Origin of the sequence: Lysinibacillus sp. NPDC097231, assembly GCF_044761885.1 — a bacterium.
In the GTDB taxonomy this organism is placed as follows: domain Bacteria; phylum Bacillota; class Bacilli; order Bacillales_A; family Planococcaceae; genus Lysinibacillus.
In genome coordinates this window covers 25,898-45,865 of the sequence record NZ_JBIWDH010000028.1, presented here as the reverse complement: position 1 = coordinate 45,865, position 19,968 = coordinate 25,898, and the positions used below count along the sequence as shown (strand labels likewise).

Below are 19,968 nucleotides of genomic sequence, written 5' to 3'. Positions count from 1 at the left end.
AACTGTCAATAATTTAACTACTCGGCAGGTATTTTACTATTACAGGTGTATTGATTGGGAAAAAATAGGCTTATTACTGACCGATGCAAAGGTTTTTTGGGGATATTTTGCTTATTGTACCTGTTGAAAGCATAGCAACAGGAGCACAAGAAAAGTGAGTTGCCATAGCGGAAAACAGCGTCTTCTAAAAATGGTCATTAGTACTCGTAATATTTTTGCAGACTTCAAATTTAATAACCTTACATATCAGTAGTAGAATGGGGAGGTTATCAGCAATGACAACAGACATTATTATTCAATCAAAATGTATGCCACCGAGTCCGTCCAATCATTGTATTAGTAGAGCTACACTTATGAGAAAAATAAAAAAGAGCTTTGAATACACTTGTACATTTATCCATAGTGGTGCTGGATATGGTAAAACAACAATCCTTACACAGTTTCTTCACAGCGAGTCAAAGAAATTTTCTTGGTATAGTGTGTCGGAGGAGGATGACAATATTTTACCATTTTTAAGGCATTTACTTTTTAGTATTAAACGCGTTGTTCCAGGGTTTTGGCAAGAATTTGATGTGTGGAATCATTTATCTCGTTTCCCGAAAATAGAAGAACTCAATCGTTTATTTAAGTTATTTGTCAATGGTTTATGTGATATTGAAGGGACTATGTTCATTGTTATTGACGACTACCACCTCGTTGACCATGAATTTCATATTAACTATGTGATGGAAAAAATAATAGAGTTTTCACCACCAAATATTCATTTTGTCATTGCTTCTAGAGCTTTGCCGAATTGGGATATTTCGAGAAAATTAAAGCTGCAAAAAAAATTACTTGTAATTTCTGAAGTAGAATTGGCATTTTCTGCAGAGGAAATCGCTGTTTTTTTCGAAGATTATGTGGCTGTGTACTTATCAGCGGATGAAATTTCAAAAGTGCTGGAGATTACAGAAGGTTGGGCAATTAGTATTTCGTTATTAGCCGAGCAGTGGAACAATGAGACATTAGATCAATGGCTAGACATCTCTACAAACGATCTTTTTGCCTATTTATCGGAGGAAGTTTTTTTAAAGATGACAGAATTCGAGCAACAGGCATTATTAAGCTTGGCGATTTTCCCTACCTTCTCCGAGACTTTCATATCCCAATTTTATGGTACGGAAATAGCAGAGGCATTGAAACTATTCGTACAACGACATTTATTTATTCAGTCGATAACGACTGATGGATACTATCGATTTCACGCCTTGTTTAGCCGATTTTTAGAACTAAAATGGCAACAAAATTCGTTAAAGTATGTGGCGCTACATAAACAAGCAGCAATGTATTATGTTAAGCAAAACAATATACAAGCAGTTCTCCACCATGCATTTAAAACGAATGATCAAGACTTTTGTGGTGAATTATTACAAAATAATGCGGAAAGTCTAGTACGTGCTGGTCAATTTGAGTGGTTATTAGAAAAAATCAATCGTTTTACAGTCAATGAAAAAATGAGATACTATAAATTGTATTTTTTTGAGGGAGAATGCCATCGTTATCGTGCGTATTATGAAAAAGCAAAGCTAGCGTACGATTTGTGTGCAAAGATCGCGAAAAGTGAAAATGACTTTCTCTTTATGACGAAGGCACAGGCTGGACTTGCTCATATTTACCTCGATACAATTCAACCAGCATTGGCAGAGCCACATTTAGAAAAAGCATTAGAGCTAGCGAATCATACTCCCTTAAACAACGAAGCACTTGTTGAATTGCAACGACAATATACAGAAAATTTAGTTAATTTAGGAAAAGCAAAAGGTGCACAATTATTTACTGATGAGGTTACTTTAACCGAGGAAGTGCTGCAAAGAGCAAATGTCGATGTTCGGATATTGCTAAGGACAGGGCAATTACAAGAAGCCAAGGAACTATTGGTGAAAAGACTGGAATTACCACCTAAATTAGTTGCCACCCATAGAGAAAGTGAGCTGTTAGCATCTTTTGTCTATGCGCTTTTAGGGCAAGGCATGGACGCATGGCATGCCGCTCAGCATGGAATTCGTAGGGGGTTACGTGAAAAATCTATTTTTATTGAAGCTGTGGGTTATATCCGAAAAGCACATGCTCTACTTTTGGTAGATTTCCCTGACTATCAAGGAGCCTGTGATGCTTATGAGAAAGCCCTGACATTGATGGATACCATTAATATTTCCCGCGTTAAGGCTGAACCATATATGGGACTTGCAATTGTCAAACTTGCACAAGGGGATATACTATCAGCTAAAAAATATGTAGCACTCGGCTTACAGGAAACGGTGCAAGTACAGGATGCATGGATGACAGCACTGATATTAATTACTGAGGTGAAAATCATTCTTTCTCAGCATGAATTTGAACGAGCGCGACAGTTATTGTTGAAAGCACAGCAGCTTTTCCATGATTGTGGCGATCAAAATGGTGAGATGCTTGTTCTATTTTATCACGCTGTGATTGCTTTCAAAGAAAAAAATATTCCACAATTTAATCTTTATTTTCAGCAATTTGCACAGATGTGTATGATAAATGGCTATGACTATTTTTTACAGAGAAAAACCATTCTCGGTCCATCCAATATGATGATTTTTTATGAGCTTTTACAATTTAGTAAAAAGTGCGGTGGTGAAAATTCAGCTATTGTGGCGATGAGTAGCTATTTTCAAGTAGAGGAAAGCATTGTTTATCCGCATGATGAGGTGCAGATAAATCTTTTCGGTAGTCTAGATCTAATAAGAAAGCATCGAAAACTAGAGGATAAAGAATGGCAGCGAGAAAAATCGAAGGAGCTTTTCGTCTATTTATATTGTCATCGCCATCGCTATACACCAAAGGAAGAAATTGCACAGGCGCTATGGCCAGAGAGGAACGTTGATTCGCTTGATCGAGATTTTAAAGTTGTATTAAATACATTATTAAAGGTGCTTGAGCCAAATAGAAATGCTCGTCAAGATAGCCTTTTCATCCAGCGAAAAAATAATATGTATCAATTACAGCATATTGATTATCTACAAATCGATGTTGAACGCTTTCTCTATTTTTATGCTTTAGGGATGGAAGAGTTTGATCCAGAATTGTCAAATGAATGGCTGTATCTTGCTGAAACGAGCTATTCAGATACACTTTATGCTGAAAAAAAACAGCTAGATTGGCTCATACAGGATCGAGAAAAGCTACAATTGTTATATATAGAAGTACTTGAAAGATTAGCGCAAAATGCCACAAGGCAACAAAATTATAAACAGGCAATTTTTTATGCGGAGAAGATGATTCGAGAGGATGCATTGTGGGAAGAGGGTTATCGGCTGTTAATGTATAGCTACTATCAATTGCAAAACCGCTCCCTTGCTTTAAAATGGTATGAAAAGTGTGTGCAGCAATTAAAAAAAGAATTAAATACAACACCAATGGAATCGACGATGGTTGTTTATGATTTAATAATGGGCTAGTATATATTAGGTATGACAACTATTTTTTGTAATAAGAGCTTGTGAAATGGAGTGGAGACTGGGCGTCTCCTTGGGGTCAGATTACAGCGTCACAGATGGGACCCTGGAGCGCAAGCGAATAGGGGAGCGAAGGCTAAAAGCATCACTTTCAGCTATAAAGTCTTCGTGACCAAAAATTGTGTTGGTTGACGCTCCAAGGAAGCTTTGCTCTGTGCGACAGCATCAAATGTTTACTGTGCGAAAGCGAAGCGACAGCAACAAAGCGCCTAGCTGGAACGGAAATTCATTTCAATGATGTTGGTATTTATTTTTTATAATAATATTTGGAGGAACTAATATGCCATTTTGTCAGGTAAGCAAGGCGAATATTTATTATGAAGTGATTGGAACTGGAACACCCATCGTAATGCTTCATGGATATTCGCCAGACCATAGATTAATGAAGGGGTGTATGGAGCCTGTTTTTGTAGAAAGGGAAGGCTGGAAACGTATCTATATTGACCTTCCAGGTATGGGGAAGACGACAGACTACGAAACGATCCATAACTCAGATGAAATGTTAGAGGCTGTAATAGAACTAATTCATTCCTTAATTCCAAATGAACCTTATTTATTGATAGGCGAATCATATGGTGGGTATTTAGTTCGAGGAATTATGAGGGAATATCATGAGAAAATTTTAGGGGCTGCGTTTATTTGTCCATTGATTATTCCTGAAAAACAACATCGAACAGTATCAGGACAGCATAGTATTGTCATGTCTGATGATGAATTTTTATCGACATTAACGAAACAAGAACTAGAAGATTTCAGCTCACATCAAGTTGTTTTAGATGAATATAATTGGAATCGGTATTCGACAGAAGTACTAGCAGGCTGTACAATCGCGAATCATGAATTTCTAGAGAAAGTTCAGACAAACTATGGTTTTTCTTTTGCAGTTGACGAAATTACCTTTGACAAGCCTAGTATTTTCTTGCTTGGCAAACAGGATTCCATTGTTGGTTATCAGGATGCTTTCGATATTCTAGATAAGTTCCCAAGAGCAACCTTCACGATTTTAGATAAGGCTGGACATAATTTGCAAATTGAACAAGCGAATTTATTTACTAGTCTTATGGATGAATGGTTGGATAGGGTAGAGGAATTTGATAAAACGACACAATGAAATTCTTTGAATCAATTGAAGAATTTACTTGCTCGATAAATTTAACGGATTCCTCCTTTTATTTCATTTATTTTCTGGCTGGGTCCTATTGTAAAAACTTGAATCAGCACAACCCCGTTCTAAAATTAGGACGGGGTTAAAAATATAGTTTTTTAATTTTTGATGGAAGATATTTAGCTACGAATAAAGTGTTTAAAACAATAGCGCCCGTTATTTGTAATTTCTATCCTTAATTAAGATAGTCCTTTATGTTTCTATATAAAATAAACGTTAAAAAATGATAGAATATTTGAATATTAAAACTTATCCACTGAGTTTTATTTACAATATATCCTCAAAAAAGTGTGCCTTTAAATTTCTCTGGCTTTTTTACATAGCTTTCGATGATAAATCCACATTCTGTGCAAATAATGTATTCAACATCTGAACCTAAACTCATCTTACCATCTGGGAACATAGCACCATATCCACTATGTTTGCCTTTCCCTAATTCCTTCTCACCGCATTTTGGGCATTCTGTTACTTTCGTAGAATTCTTCAATTTGAAACCATCCCCCTATAAATATATGAGCCAACTATTTTTATCCTACTATCTATTACTACGAATGATCTGTAGATTGGTTTCATCTTATTCAACAGCTTCAATATGGGACGATTGTTTAATGGATGCTTCGTAACAACTTTTTTGTCACTTTACATCTATATCAATTTTTATAGTATCCAGTATTTCTTTAGTGACTTTCCCTTCCTTATCCATTGTATGGACAATTGGCGTGATGGATATTGAAGACGCATTAGCATGAAAATCACTTATTATAGCTTTCCCATTTGAATGATCATCAGTTATTTTTGTTGTCATTGTTTCAGTTGTATAATAGTATTGATTTCCGAGGTTATCAACAATGTCTAAAGTTATGAATTCAGTAGCAAAGTCCATATCACAGCTAAAGTAAATAGATGCTGTATTTTCTGATATCGAAATACGATTAAAAATAAATTCATGCTGTTTAGAATAGAGTTTTGCTGTTAAAGATAAATCCTTTATTGGTAATATCGATGCCATAGATGGAAAATTCACTAAGCAAGCTGAGCTAATTCCAATTGCTAGAATGGAAGCAATGGTCCATTTACGGATTTGCTTTGGCAATGGTTGCTTTTGTAAAATAGTATTAATCACCTTTTGCTTTTCATTTTTCGAGACTACTACGGGTGAGATATCTTCTAAATCCAACTGTAAGAAATTTTTTTCCTTACTCATGTCCAACACTCCTTTAATTTAGGATTTTTAGCAAGCCTTTTCTTTCCACGATATAAACGACTTTCCACTGCAGATTTTGAAATATGTAGAATCTCCGCTATTTCACTATTTGAATATTCTAGATAATACCTCATTAAAAATAGCTCTCTATCTAAATCAGGTAGATGCATTATTTCAAGAAGTAATAGCTCTTTCGCATATAATCTATCAAGCTGTTGCTCGATATTATCTGAAGCAATAAGAGGAGGAATACTATCCATAGATAAAGTCGCTAGATGCTTTTGCTGTTTTCGATAAATATCAATCGCTTTATATTTAGTAATCATCCCTAGCCACTTTTTAAAATCCGCTTCGTCTCCGGTGAAATAATGACTTTTTTGCCAAATTAGAAGGAACACATCATTTACACATTCCTCTACTAGCATATAATCCGATGGTTTTTCTAAAATTTTTAGAGTAATTGCCTTTACAAGCCCTAAATAGTGTTCAACTACATATTTAAGTGCTTTTTCATCATGGCGTTGAAGACGCTCGATAAAATCATTCATTTTGTCACTCCTCGTATGATCGTTATACCTACTATAACGAAATTTTTTCAGAACACTCGCACATAAAATGGAAAGTTTTCTTTATTTGTATGAATATTTCCCTTTTTTTAATGAAGCATTAAGAATGACCTTCGCAGTAGCATTTTTTTGTTGTGATTTGCTACAGAGAAAGTAGCTACTCTTTAGGGAGGCTATTTAAAGATGTCCCTGTCGTTGCGCTGTGCTACACTCGCAGAAATTTTTGCAGCTGTCATTACGCTAGCGCTCCATTTTCGCTGCAGAGATTTTTGTCACTGCCGTTACGCTATGCTTCACTTTCGTAACAGAAAAAGTAGCTCCCCTTAGGGCAGCTACTTAAAGAATTTGTCACTATCGTTGCGCTGTGCTACACTCGCGGAGATTTTTGCAGCTGTCATTACGCTAGCGCTCCATTTTCGCTGCAGAGATAGTTGGCTCAGGTTACTGAGCCAACTATCTTGTAACTAATTTGTAACTAAGGTTTTATATAGTGGTGTCATAGCTACGAAAGCGCTTTCTATTTCGCTCATTATGAAAGGAGTTATGGGATGAAGAGGCATTGGTTATTTGTGCTTTTATTGATGTTGGCAATGTTGATGGTGGCTTGTAATGGGGAGGGAACGAAGGATAGTACAACGGATGGTAAGGCTTCAGCAGATGAAACAAAGGGGGATGCTGAGGAAGGGGGCACTATTAAAATCGGTGTACTTGCGTCATTGACTGGGGCTCTGGAGTCGTATGGGAAGCAAACACAGCGTGGGTTTGATTTAGGGATTGAATATGCTACAGGTGGCAAGATGGAGGTTAACGGTAAGAAAATAGAGGTTGTTTATGAAGATACAGAAACAAAGCCTGAGGTTGCGGTACAAAAAGCAACAAAGCTATTAGAGGATGACAAGGTTGATTTCTTAGTGGGTTCCTCTAGTTCAGGTGATACGCTCGCTGTTTTACCATTAGCTGAAGAATATAAAAAAATAATGGTTGTAGAGCCGGCAGTTGCGGATAGTATTACTGGCTCAGAATTTAATAAATATATTTTCCGTACAGGTCGAAATTCATCACAGGATGCTTATGCAGCAGCAGCGGCGATCGCTGGCAAGGGTGTAAAAATCGCAACTTTTGCGCCGGATTATTCTTTTGGCTGGGACGGGGTGAAAGCATTTAAGACAGCTGCGGAAAAGCTGGGTGCAGAAATTGTCTTAGAGGAATATGCAGATCCAGCAGCAACTGATTTTACCTCTAATTTGCAAAAAGTCATGAATGCCAAGCCAGATTATTTATTTGTAGTATGGGCAGGTGCTAATTCACCTTGGAATCAAATCGCGGATTTAAAAATCCAAGAGAAGGGCATTAAGATTTCTACAGGTGCACCAGATATTATTGCCCTGAAATTCATGAATCCTTTAGTAGGTATGGAAGGGTTCTCTGTTTATTATCACACATTACCACAAAATGATGTCAATAAATGGTTGGTTGAGGAGCATCAAAAACGCTTCAATGAAGTTCCAGATTTATTTACGCCAGGAGGCATGTCTGCAGCCATTTCAATCGTGGAAGCTCTGACAAAATCAAATGGCGATGCTGATGCGGAAAAACTCATCGCCATTATGGAAGGAATGTCATTTGAAACGCCAAAAGGAACGATGACTTTCCGAAAAGAAGACCATCAAGCTTTACAGTCGATGTATTCAATCCGTCTAGAAAAACAAGATGGAGTAGATTATCCGGTTCCAGTACTAATTCGTGAGCTTAGTCCTGAAGAGACAGCACCTCCGATTATGAATTAGTGAAGTTGGAGACAGAATCCCTAAAATTCTGTCTCTCTTCATCTAATCTCAGAGGAGAATGAGTGAAGAGGGATAGAAGTACTAGAAAGGAGAAAAGTATGGAGCCTATTTTACGAACTGAAAACTTAACGATTCGCTTTGGGGGACACACTGCTGTTGACCAAGTGAGTTTTAATATGCCAGAAAAACATTTGAAATCCATTATTGGCCCAAACGGTGCTGGCAAAACAACCTTTTTTAATTTAATTAGTGGGGAGTTAAAGCCGACTGCTGGAGATGTCTTTTTTAAGGGTCAATCACTTGCGCAAAAATCTGCAGTTGAAAGAACACGTATGGGGCTAGGGCGATCATTTCAAATCACCAATGTTTTTCCGAACTTGACGGTTTTAGAAAATGTTCGTTTGGCTGTGCAATCCAAGGAGAAAGTGCGCTACCAATTATTTCGCCATTATCAAAGCTATAAAGCAATTACTGAAAAAGCAGAGGAGCTATTAACACTTGTTTTACTCGACAATAAACGAGATGCCCTCACGACAATGCTGTCTCATGGGGAAAAGAGAAAGCTTGAGATTGCTATGTTGTTAGCACTTGATACAGAAATCCTTTTACTTGATGAACCAACCGCGGGCATGTCTTTGGAGGAGGTTCCCACAATCTTAGAGGTCATTCGCACCATTAAAAAACAGGGTGATAAAACCATTCTCCTTATCGAGCACAAAATGGATATGATACTAGATTTGTCGGATACGATTATGGTTCTGTTTAACGGTCAACTACTCGCGGATGGAACACCAGAGGACATCATGATAAATGAAACCGTACAAAATGCATATTTAGGAGGGCTGTATGATGAACACCTTACTGAAATTAAATGATGTTCACACACATATCGGCCAATACCATATTTTGCAGGGGGTCAACTTTGAGGCATTGGAGGGGCAGGTCACTGTTCTACTTGGTCGAAATGGTGCAGGTAAAACTACCACTTTAAAAACGATTATGGGGTTAACGCCTGCCACGAAGGGAGAGGTAGAATTTCGTGCACATTCTATTAAAAAAAGCCCAACCTACAAAGTTGCAAAATTAGGGATAGGTTATGTACCAGAAAATCAAGGGATCTTTGCCGATTTAACCGTAGAAGAAAATATGAAGGTAGCCATGCGCAAAGAGGATGAAGCAACTTTAGAACGACAACATTATGTGCTAGAATTGTTCCCTGATTTAAAGAAGTTTTGGAAGAAAGCAGGCGGACATCTTTCAGGTGGTCAAAAGCAAATGCTGTCCATGGCCAGGGCATTTATAAATGATAGCAAATTAATTTTGATAGATGAGCCTTCAAAAGGGCTAGCCCCCATCGTTGTGGAGAAAGTGATGGAGGCTATCATTGAGATGAAGAAGCAAACGTCCATTGTACTTGTCGAGCAAAACTTTATGATGGCGAGCCGCATTGGCGATACGTATACATTGATTGATGACGGGAGAACTGTTCACTCAGGAAAAATGCAGGATCTTATCCATAATGAAGAACTCAAAAGAAAGTATCTTGGAATCGGATAAAGGTGGTGTGGTTCATTGGAGCTGTTCGTAAATTTAGTCATTAATGGACTAGCGACGGGCATGTTGATTTTTTTACTGGCGGCAGGCCTGACGTTAATTTTTGGATTAATGGATGTTCTGAACTTTGCACACGGTGGATTATTTGTATGGGGAGCTTATGCTGGGATATTTACTTATATATTTACGGAAAGCTTTTTCATTGGCATCATCGGGGCAATTGTCACAGGTGCACTTTTAGGATTTATCACAGAAAAATTAATTATTACACCCGTGTATGGGAATCATATTCAGCAAATTTTAATTACATTAGGGCTCATGCTTGTGTTGCAGGAATTGATAAAAGTGTTCTTTGGTCCAAATGGTGTGGCCGTAAAAACGCCAAGTTATTTAACAGGCAGCTGGGAAATTGGGGACATTATTATCATTAAATATCGCTTATTTATTATTGTTGTAGGTTTTGTGATTTTCGGTATATTCCAGTATATGCTAAAGTGCACAAAGATTGGGCTGATCGTTCGAGCTGGTGTACAGGATAAAGAAATGGCACAAGCACTTGGTATTCACATCAAGCGAGTATTTTTATATGTCTTTATGGTGGGAGCGGCACTTGCAGCCCTTAGTGGTATGTTAATGGCTCCGTATTCTGGTGTCATCTATACGGAAATGGGCATGGAGTATGCGATTTTAGGCTTTATCGTAGTAGTTATTGGTGGCATGGGCAGTTTTTCAGGTTCATTGTTGGCGGCTATTTTAGTTGGGCTAGCGGGTAGCTTTATGGCTTATTATGTGCCCGTGTTATCACTAGCGGTCAATATGATTTTAATGGCGATTGTCTTAATCTTCCGCCCACAAGGCCTGTTTGCGATGCGAAAGGAGAGAACAACATGAAAAAGAAGCTTTCATTGCAATATGTGTGCTTTTTTCTAATGTTAGCCATTTTAATACTTCTCCCTTTCGTCAATGATTCTAGAACACTAATGATTCTATTAACACAAATTTTTATCTTTGGGATTTTAGCGATGAGCTATGACATTCTACTAGGTTACACAGGCATTGTATCATTTGGTCATGCCATGTTTTTTGGTATAGGAGCGTACACGACGGCTGTCATGCTGAAACAAATGGATGCAACGCTTTCGATATTTTTCTTGTCTATCGTAGTGGGTATGTTGCTAGCAGGATTCATTAGCTTCCTGGTAGGGTTACTGACACTTCGGTTAAAAAGCCATTTCTTTGCGATGCTGACACTGGCCTTTGCAGGACTGTTTTTAGTATTGGCAGAAAAATGGCGTTCTGTCACTTACGGAAACGACGGTTTTACATTTAGAGCACCAGAAATATTTAGAGACAGAATGACCTTTTATTTCTTTGTGTTGACATGCTTAGTCGTAATATTTATCGTACTCTACCGCTTCGTAAATTCGCCTACAGGTCGAATTTTAATTGCTGTTCGAGAAAATGAACAACGAACAAAGTCATTAGGCTACAACACTTTACATTATAAAGTGATTGCATCCATTGTTGCAGGGACCGTTGCTAGTTTAGCAGGTTCCTTATATGCTGTATCACTTCGATTTGTCAATACGAGTGTTATGACGATGGACATTACGTTAGATGCATTATTGATGACGATTATTGGTGGTGTGGGCACACTGATTGGACCATTACTAGGAGCGGCCGTTATTGAATATGCACAACATGCACTTTCAGGGCTGGCACGTAATTATCCAATATTTGAACGATGGATTATTTTCTTTGGGATTCTTTATATTTCAGCGGTCATCTTTTTCCCGAAAGGAATTATTGGATCACTTCGTCTGGTGTTTTGGAAATGGAGATTAAAGCTTAGAGAAAGAAAAACAACGGGTGCCCTGTCGCAGGAAAAGGAGCGATTTGAATGACTGTAGGTATTGTAAGTACAGGAATTTATATTCCACAAACGAAAATGAAATCCAAAGAAATTGCAGTACGTTCTACTATTCCAGAAGACATTATCCGACAAAAAATGGGCATCCATGAAAAGCCTATTCCTGGAGAGCATGATCATACCGTTCAAATGGGTGTATGGGCAGCTCAGGAGGCTATACGAAAAGCTAATATTGATCCGAAAGATATTGATGTTGTGATTTATATAGGAGAGGAGCATAAGGAATATCCCCTGTGGACGGCCTCGATAAAAATGCAGGAGGAGCTGGGGGCAGTAAATGCTTGGGCATTCGATGTGCAATTAAGATGTGGGACGACAATTATGGCGCTTAAACTAGCCAAGAGCTTAATGGCATCGGATGATTCTATTCATACTGTCCTACTGGCAGGTGGTTACCGCAATGTTGATTTTATTGATTACAGCAATCCTCGAACGCGCTTTATGTACAATTTAGCAGCTGGTGGTGGCGCCATTCTTTTACAAAAGAACTATGACAAAAACCACTTATTAGAGGCGGATATAATGACAGATGGCTCTTTTTCGGAAGATGTTGTCGTACCTGTTGGTGGTACAAAGAAACCTTTAACACCTTATGATTTAGAGCATCATTTATATCAGCTCGATGTTATCGATCCAATTGGAATGAAGGAGCGCTTAGAACAAAAATCATTAAGCAATTTTTTAAAGGTTATTCGAACATCTTTAGCGAAAAGTGGATTAAGTGAGGGGAATATTGGCTATTTAGCTATGCTCCATATGAAAAGATCTGCCCATGATCATATTTTATCTGAGCTTGGCTTACAGCAGGAACAGTCCATCTATTTACAGGAATTTGGTCATATTGGACAAATTGATCAAATATTATCATTGCAGCTAGCTTTAGAAGAAGGTCGCATTCAAGATGGAGACATTGTCACACTTGTTAGTGCAGGTATTGGTTATGTCTGGGGAGCTATGACAATCCGATGGGGATAAGGGGGAAGGGCATTGTTAGAAACTGTTCAGCTATCAAATGGAGAAACGATTGCTTATCGTAAACGTCAAGGGGGAGAACAGGTTTTATTACTTATTCATGGCAATATGACATCCTCTAAGCATTGGGACGTTCTAATAGACGTGTTGGATGAAAAGTATACAATTTATGCGTTAGATTTACGGGGCTTTGGGGGTTCTTCTTATCGCACTCCAATAGCCTCGATAAAAGATTTTAGCGATGATGTAAAGCTTTTTGTAGATACGATGCAATTGAAACAGTTTGATATGATCGGCTGGTCAACGGGTGGAGCAGTATGTATGCAGTTTGTTGCGAATTATCAAGGGCTTTGTCAGCGACTTATATTACTAGCTTCAGCATCGACAAGAGGTTATCCATTTTACACGGATTTAGGGACTGGAAATCAAGCCTTATTAAAGAGAGCGTTTACCTATAATGAGGTACTCATAGATACATCTAAAACAAAATTAGTACAGGGCTTCTATAATTCCCAAAATGTGCAAGGCTTACAGTCAATTTGGAACGCACTAATTTATACACATCAACAGCCTAGTAAGGAACTTTATAAAGAATATGTAGAGGATATGCTGACGCAAAGAAATCTCGCTGAGGTGTATCACGCGTTAAATGTCTTTAATATAAGTGCTGCTGATAATGAGGTCGCCAAAGGCACATATGAAGTACAGCAAATCAACATCCCCGTCTTAGTGTTACGTGGGGATCGTGATTACGTCATCACAGAGGAAATGAAGGATGAAACTATGCATGATTTAGGCACAAATGCGCAATTTGTTAGCTTAAAGGATTGTGGTCATTCTCCATTAATTGATGATTTAGCACAGCTTACATCTGAAATCGAAGCCTTTTTAGAAATTGGAGGGAAAAATTATGCGTTTAAACAATAAAGTTGCCATTATTACTGGAGCTGCGAACGGTATAGGCTATGCTGCTGCTGAACGATTTATTGAAGAAGGTGCGTTTGTTTTTATTGCTGATTATGATGAAGAGGCAGGAGTTACAGCTGCGCAGCAATTAGGGGATAAGGCATTATTTGTACAAGTAGATGTAGCAAATAGGGAAAGTGTAAAGAAGCTGGTGGCAACGGCCATCGAGCACGCTGGTCGAGTGGATATTTTAGTGAATAATGCAGGTATTACGCGTGATGCCATGCTGACAAAAATGACAGAGGATCAGTTTCAACAGGTGCTCGATGTTAATTTAACTGGGGTTTTTCATTGTACACAGGAGGTTATTCCACATATGGTTGCTGCTGGTGAAGGAAAAATTATTAATACATCTTCTGTAAGTGGTGTCTATGGCAATGTTGGTCAAACGAATTACGCTGCAACAAAAGCCGCTATTGTAGGCATGACCAAAACATGGGCGAAGGAATTAGGGCGTAAGGGCATCAACGTGAATGCAGTGGCACCTGGCTTTACGGAAACGGAGATGGTGAAAAAGATGCCTGAAAATATTCTTGCACAAATGCGCTCAATCGTACCACTGCAAAGATTAGGAACACCAAGAGATATTGCCAATGCCTATTTATTTTTAGCATCTGATGAGGCTTCCTATGTCCACGGTCACACGTTACATGTGGATGGCGCAATCATGATGTGATAAGGGGGCTTTCAAGATGTTTGTAGAGCAAGCCTGGATATTAAAGCGTGCATCGTTAACACCTAAACGTATAGCATTAGTAAACCTAGAAACGAAGGAGCAATGGACTTATCAGCAATTAACAGAGGAAATCGCAAAATGGAGCCATTTTTTTGAAAGTCAAGACTTACAGATAGGAAGTCGTGTAGCCGTATTTGCGAAGAATCACATCCAACTTTTTGCCGTATTATTTGCCTGTGGTTTAAGGGGACTAATCTATGTGCCGTTAAATTGGCGAATGAGTTCAAAAGAATTAAATGAGATTGTGGCAGATGCAACGCCTTCCTTACTTTTATATGATGATGCAATGAATTGCCCTTTATCTTTAGAAAATAGGCATCCTCTTCACTTAGCTTGTGAAGTTGGTAGCTTAAGTATTAGACAGGTAGATCTGAATGATCCTTGGCTTATGATTTATACAGGGGGCACAACTGGAAAGGCCAAGGGGGTTGTACTTTCCTTTAATTCTGTGAATTGGAATGCGATGAATACCATTATTAGCTGGGGCTTAAGTGATGATGATTGCACATTAAATTATATGCCGTTGTTTCATACAGGAGGGTTAAATGCACTATGTATTCCGCTGTTAATGGCCGGTGGTACGGTTGTTATTGGTGATAAGTTCGATGCCGAAACGGCTCTTTTGGCCATTAATCAGTATAAGACGACTATTGCTCTTTTTGTGCCAACAATGTATCAAGCGATGATTGCGACAAACTATTTTATGAAAAGTAGTTTTCCTTCAATGAAAGTATTCTTATCAGGTGGTGCACCTTGCCCGTATCCAATATATGACGCGTTTTTTATGAAGGGGTTATTTTTTAAAGAGGGCTACGGCTTAACAGAAGCGGGGCCAAACAATTTTTATATTTCGCGTGAGGATGCTTATTTGAAAAAGGGTGCAGTGGGCAAGAGCATGCAATTCAATGAAGCTAAAATTATCAATCGTGCAGGACAAAGCTGTGCTCCTCGTGAAGTGGGAGAGCTCTTTGTTAAAGGAAAGCATATGTTTCGATTTTACTGGAATAATCAACAGGAGACTGAAAGAATAGTGCAAGATGGCTGGCTTAAAACAGGCGACTTAGCCATGATGGATGAAGATGGTGACTTTTATATTGTCGGTCGCAGCAAGGAGATGATCATTTCTGGGGGGGAGAATGTGTACCCGCAGGAGGTAGAACAATGCATCCTACGCCATCAGCAAGTGCAAGAGGTCGCGGTAATTGGAGTAGCAGATGAATATTGGGGAGAGATTGTGACTGCATTTATCGTTTGTCAGGATAAGGAAGTTACAATTTTAGAGGACATAAAAGAGCTGTGCGGCAAGTATTTAGGTCGCTACAAAATACCTAAAAAAATTATTTTCATCGATGAATTACCTAAAACAAGTGTTGGAAAAATTGATAAAAAGGCATTGCAATTATCTATAAAATCCACAAATTAAAAAATCGCTTGGTTTTATTGGGGTGGCAACCAAAATAACTATCTTGAAAGGAAATTTAATACAAAACGGATGGTTTCGGAAGATATGTATGTTGAGGAGTATAAACCAATGTGAGTGGGGTTAAATAAATGCTAATAGGGGCTTAGATAGAAGGCGATAGATATAAAGAACTTCCGCAAAAATGGAAGTTCTTTTTTTGCTCCTTGATTCAAATAGCCACTTCTTTTGCACTCAAGTTTGTATTATGTATTTAATTGCACCGTCTAAGGAATTTAAGCTATATTTCTCCATTGAGCTTTTTAAATCATGTTCAGACCATTCAATATTCCTTTTTGATGGCTTATGTTCAAGCTTATAAACACTTTTATTGACTTCTAGTTAAGTAATTTAGTTAAAATTAAGTCAAAAATGTTAATTTATCGATAATGTATTGAAACTATATTCAGAATAATGTTTAATTAACATGATTTACATTTTATACATATATTGGTTTCTTTTTGTGACTTGTGATTGATTTCTGCATGCCCTTAAGCAAATTTCATTTCCATTTCCATCTTGAACTAAAATATTGAAGAGAAAGGAGAGAATGAACTTTTGCGTACTTTTAAAATTAGTACAAAATTTAATATGCTTTTAGTAGGAGTTATTATATTTTTAAGCATTATGATTGCATTTGTTTCATATGGGCAAGTAAAAGATATCTTGCGTAACAATTTTGAGCAGAGTATAACACATATTTCAAAGGTAGGTTATAAGCTACTTGAAGAACGATTTAAGGGAGACTGGACTATAAAAAATGGGGAGCTTTACAAAGGGAATACAAAGATAGTAGAGCAAGAGGCCTTTGTGGATGAAGTAGGAGAAAGCATCGAAGGCGGTGTAACCATTTTTCAAGGTACAAAAGGGCTGATTACCAATTTACAGCTAAATGGAGAACGCTTAGTTGGCAAGGATGCTGATCCAAAGGTCATCGAAAAGGTCATGAATAAAGGCGAAACATTTATCGGTGAAGCTGATGTAGTAGGAACAAAATACTTAACGCTTTATGCACCCATTAAGGATGCAAATGGAGACATTATTGGAATGTGGTTTGTTGGCGTAACAATAAATGAGGTTAATAACATTATTTTCTCATTTATTGGTAAGCTGTTAATTGTCTTATTCATCGGAGCAGTCATCGCAATAGTAGGCAGTTTCCTGTCCACGAGAGCATTTGTAAAACCACTCCGTGAAATGAATCAGCAACTACGAGATATTGCAGAAGGAGAAGGAGATTTAACAAAACAGCTGCAAATTAATTCAAAGGATGAAGCAGGAGAGCTTGCACAATCTTTTAATAAAATGCTGACAAGCTTAAAAGTTTTAATGCAGCAAACAGCAAGAACCTCTCAACAGGTTGATTTATCTTCTGATGGCTTAACATCTCAATCGCAGCAAACAGCGGAAATGACGAGGAAGTTAGCATCAACCTTAGAAGATCTAGCTAATGGCTCAAGAATGACATTACATAGTACAAGCCAAAGCTTAACTGTTATGCAGGAAATGGCAGTTGGCATTCAGCAGGTTGCCGAAACCGCTTCAACTGTTTCAGATGCTGCTGATTTAATGAGTCATGAGGCAGCGCAAGGAAATGATTCCTTAAATCGCGTGATGTCACAAATGACAATTATTAATGATTCATCTGATCATGTAGAGAAACAGGTTCGTATATTAGGTGAACAATCGCAACAGATAGGCAATATAGTTGATGTCATTACTAGCATTGCCGATCAAACGAACTTACTTGCTTTAAATGCTGCGATTGAAGCAGCACGTGCCGGGGAACAAGGAAAGGGGTTTGCCATAGTGGCAGACGAGGTTCGGAAATTAGCAGAACAATCGAAAAAGTCGGCAGACCAAATTGCTGCCCTTATTCTTTCGATTCAAGACGATACGTCCAATGTCATTACAGCTATTTCAAGTAACACGAAGGAAACAGCTGCAGGTATAGAAGTTGTCGATGAAACAAAAGAGGCCTTTCAAAAGATTATGCAGTCTATTAAGGGCGTTAGTACACAGCTACATGACATTTCGGCCGTGACTGAGCAAATGTCGGCAAGTGTTGAGGAAGTGACGACTTCAACAGAGGAAATGGCCCGCATTGCTAGTAGTGCAACAGAAAGCTCAGAGCATGTAACATTTACTGCCAAGGAGCAGCTAGCTTCCATAGAAAACATGGCTTCTTCAGCAAAAGAGATGGCTCAACAGGCAGACGAGCTTCAAGGCTTACTTAAAAAATTTCAATACTAAAGCTATGCAAGCAACAGAAGCTTTATGGAATCAAAAATGACATGAAACATACAATAGCGACATTCACTTTGATGCAAGCAGATAAAGTCTGATTCCAGATAATGAGTTTGAGAATAGTTGAGTAACCACCTTCTCCTCTAGGTCGTCTTATTTAATGTAAGGTGGGCTTTAATTAGATAAGAAGGATAAGAAAGATAAGAAAGATAAGAAAGAATGCAATTCCTAAACGGAAATTGACAATAAAAATTATATTATTTGTAAGGAATTTTTATATAATAGATGTAGGAGGGTGCACTACAGTGTTTCTAGTGCTCTCTTTTTATTAGATTAAAAGATGGAGGCGAAAAATTGCATGTCAAATGACGATGAAGCTTTAGTAGATAAAGGAAAACGAAATGATTTAAAAGTGAAAGAAGTAAGGAAAGAGGGAGAACCGACCCCTCCCTTCAAAGGAGCTTCGTGGGCAGCACTATTAGTAGGTATTTCGTCTTATCTTATAGGTTTGTTTAACGCAAATATGCAATTGAACGAAAAAGGATTTTACTTTGCAGTTTTAGTATTCGGACTTTATTCGGCGATATCTTTACAAAAAGCAGTTAGAGATAAAGATGAGGGAATACCAGTTACTAATATTTATTATGGTATTAGTTGGTTCGCACTTATTGTATCTATTTCATTAATGGCCATTGGTTTATACAATGCAGGAAGTATAGTTTTAAGCGAAAAAGGATTTTATAGTATGGCTTTTGTTCTTAGTTTATTTGCAGCTATAACAGTTCAAAAGAATATAAGAGATACACAGAGAGCAAGAGAAAAAGATTGAGTTATATACCACAATGGCAGAATCCTACTATGTTGCAAGGGGTTTTTGTAGCTGGATAATTCTGTTTGAACTAAAAGGGCGTTTATCCAACAAGGATTTATGCCTTTTTTGTTGGGTTTTATTTACGAACTGGGCAGATTAGATTAATAAAGAGTAACAATAAAGCATTTTACTTTGTTAAACAATTATAAATAAATGGAATACCCTTAACCTTTTCAAGTAAGATATCAGAATAAGAAAACGCTGATTTCGTTCAAATTATTGGATGGATCAGTGTTTTAGGTTTTATGTTCGGCGTTTAACTATGTCAAAAAGCACAGTGTTTCTGGAAAATTCCAAATATTAAAAATGGTTATTGATTTTTATGTATGCCTGTGATTTAATAAATTGACTCCTATAAAAATTGACTAAAAATAAAACTATAAATTTTATTTACGACTGAAATAAGACTGATTTAAGATTACGGCAACTTTTCACCATATGACTATACTCTCCTTTTTCGTAACCACTTTTTTAGTCCAACACCCATTAGAATTTAATTAATTTTTAAGATTACAAAAAGCAGACTCATCTTGATAACTTACATTTAGCCCCCATAAGAATGTGTGTTTATAAATATGTAAAAGAATACTGCAAATTTGCTAATATAAGATGAGAATTATTTTAAAAATTAATTAATATATATTAGACTGCTTTCAATTAGGGGGAATCAAGAATCGGGGTGATACTAAAAGAAAGCACGCAATTTCACGTTTAACCACGTTGTACGACAACAATGAGGCTGAAAACGAAGAACTCAACTCCATAAAAAATGAGCGTTTAACCACATTGCACGATAGCAATGAGGCTGAAAACGAAGAACTCAACTCAAAAAAATGAAGCGTTTAACCACGTTGCACGATAGCAATGAGGCTGAAAACGAAGAACTCAACTCCAAAAAAATGAAGCGTTTAACCACGTTGCACGATAGCAATGAGGCTGAAAACGAAGAACTCAACTCCAAAAAAATGAAGCGTTTAACCACATTGCACG

The 19,968-nt window shown here is 37.6% G+C and carries 16 protein-coding genes and 1 pseudogene; 13 read left to right on the top strand and 4 right to left on the bottom strand.

Features of this window, described 5'->3' with window-relative positions; all coding sequences use genetic code 11:
* Positions 1–275 precede the first annotated feature (275 nt).
* Entirely contained in the window at positions 276–3,464 is a 3,189-nt protein-coding gene (locus ACIQXF_RS16250; RefSeq protein ID WP_402784580.1) for a BTAD domain-containing putative transcriptional regulator, read from the top strand.
* Between the two features lie 337 nt (positions 3,465–3,801).
* Positions 3,802–4,632 carry an alpha/beta fold hydrolase gene (locus ACIQXF_RS16245; protein ID WP_402784577.1) on the top strand — a complete coding sequence of 277 codons (831 nt, stop codon included), beginning with the start codon at positions 3,802–3,804 and terminating at the stop codon, positions 4,630–4,632.
* A gap of 334 nt (positions 4,633–4,966) precedes the next feature.
* Here the strand turns inward: ACIQXF_RS16245 and ACIQXF_RS16240 are convergent, their stop codons facing one another.
* From ACIQXF_RS16240 to ACIQXF_RS16230, 3 genes are all read right to left on the bottom strand, one after another.
* The gene (locus ACIQXF_RS16240; protein WP_402784574.1) at positions 4,967–5,173 is read right to left on the bottom strand and encodes a transcription initiation factor TFIIIB; all 207 of its coding nucleotides are present in this window, start codon (positions 5,171–5,173) and stop codon (positions 4,967–4,969) included.
* A 147-nt stretch (positions 5,174–5,320) separates the two neighbouring features.
* Positions 5,321–5,890 (bottom strand): hypothetical protein, encoded by a 570-nt coding sequence (locus ACIQXF_RS16235; protein WP_402784571.1) that lies wholly within the window; start codon positions 5,888–5,890, stop codon positions 5,321–5,323.
* Positions 5,887–6,438: a sigma-70 family RNA polymerase sigma factor gene (locus ACIQXF_RS16230; RefSeq protein ID WP_402784568.1), complete on the bottom strand. Its 552-nt coding sequence runs from the start codon at positions 6,436–6,438 to the stop codon at positions 5,887–5,889. Before ACIQXF_RS16230 ends, ACIQXF_RS16235 begins: the two co-directional genes overlap by 4 nt.
* Before the next feature lie 566 nt (positions 6,439–7,004).
* On the opposite strand from ACIQXF_RS16230, the gene ACIQXF_RS16225 reads away from it, so the two are divergent.
* The 9 genes from ACIQXF_RS16225 (at position 7,005) to ACIQXF_RS16185 (ending at position 15,824) form a co-directional block, all read left to right on the top strand.
* Entirely contained in the window at positions 7,005–8,243 is a 1,239-nt protein-coding gene (locus tag ACIQXF_RS16225; RefSeq protein WP_402784565.1) for a substrate-binding domain-containing protein, read from the top strand.
* Positions 8,244–8,341: 98 nt separating this feature from the next.
* On the top strand, positions 8,342–9,118 hold the full coding sequence (locus tag ACIQXF_RS16220; protein ID WP_402784562.1) for an ABC transporter ATP-binding protein: 777 nt from the start codon (positions 8,342–8,344) through the stop codon (positions 9,116–9,118).
* Positions 9,093–9,800 carry an ABC transporter ATP-binding protein gene (locus ACIQXF_RS16215; RefSeq protein WP_402784628.1) on the top strand — a complete coding sequence of 236 codons (708 nt, stop codon included), beginning with the start codon at positions 9,093–9,095 and terminating at the stop codon, positions 9,798–9,800. The genes ACIQXF_RS16220 and ACIQXF_RS16215 overlap by 26 nt, the downstream gene beginning before the upstream one ends.
* A 15-nt stretch (positions 9,801–9,815) precedes the next feature.
* Positions 9,816–10,688 (top strand): branched-chain amino acid ABC transporter permease, encoded by an 873-nt coding sequence (locus ACIQXF_RS16210; RefSeq protein WP_402784559.1) that lies wholly within the window; start codon positions 9,816–9,818, stop codon positions 10,686–10,688.
* Positions 10,685–11,701 (top strand): branched-chain amino acid ABC transporter permease, encoded by a 1,017-nt coding sequence (locus tag ACIQXF_RS16205; protein WP_402784556.1) that lies wholly within the window; start codon positions 10,685–10,687, stop codon positions 11,699–11,701. Before ACIQXF_RS16210 ends, ACIQXF_RS16205 begins: the two co-directional genes overlap by 4 nt.
* Positions 11,698–12,702 (top strand): 3-oxoacyl-ACP synthase, encoded by a 1,005-nt coding sequence (locus ACIQXF_RS16200; protein ID WP_402784553.1) that lies wholly within the window; start codon positions 11,698–11,700, stop codon positions 12,700–12,702. The genes ACIQXF_RS16205 and ACIQXF_RS16200 overlap by 4 nt, the downstream gene beginning before the upstream one ends.
* Positions 12,703–12,714: 12 nt before the next feature.
* Positions 12,715–13,626, top strand: coding sequence for an intracellular short-chain-length polyhydroxyalkanoate depolymerase (phaZ, locus tag ACIQXF_RS16195; protein ID WP_402784550.1), 912 nt, complete (start codon positions 12,715–12,717; stop codon positions 13,624–13,626).
* Positions 13,610–14,341 carry a 3-oxoacyl-ACP reductase FabG gene (gene fabG / locus ACIQXF_RS16190; RefSeq protein WP_402784547.1) on the top strand — a complete coding sequence of 244 codons (732 nt, stop codon included), beginning with the start codon at positions 13,610–13,612 and terminating at the stop codon, positions 14,339–14,341. The genes phaZ and fabG overlap by 17 nt, the downstream gene beginning before the upstream one ends.
* A 16-nt stretch (positions 14,342–14,357) precedes the next feature.
* Entirely contained in the window at positions 14,358–15,824 is a 1,467-nt protein-coding gene (locus tag ACIQXF_RS16185; RefSeq protein WP_402784545.1) for an AMP-binding protein, read from the top strand.
* A 208-nt stretch (positions 15,825–16,032) separates the two neighbouring features.
* Here ACIQXF_RS16185 and ACIQXF_RS16180 read toward each other — a convergent pair.
* A pseudogene (locus tag ACIQXF_RS16180) lies at positions 16,033–16,202 on the bottom strand (shikimate kinase); the annotation flags it as partial.
* A 216-nt stretch (positions 16,203–16,418) separates the two neighbouring features.
* Between ACIQXF_RS16180 and ACIQXF_RS16175 the strand changes: the two are divergent.
* Entirely contained in the window at positions 16,419–18,113 is a 1,695-nt protein-coding gene (locus ACIQXF_RS16175; protein WP_402784542.1) for a methyl-accepting chemotaxis protein, read from the top strand.
* Between the two features lie 352 nt (positions 18,114–18,465).
* On the top strand, positions 18,466–18,936 hold the full coding sequence (gene yiaA, locus ACIQXF_RS16170; protein WP_402784540.1) for an inner membrane protein YiaA: 471 nt from the start codon (positions 18,466–18,468) through the stop codon (positions 18,934–18,936).
* The last annotated feature ends 1,032 nt before the right edge of the window (positions 18,937–19,968 follow it).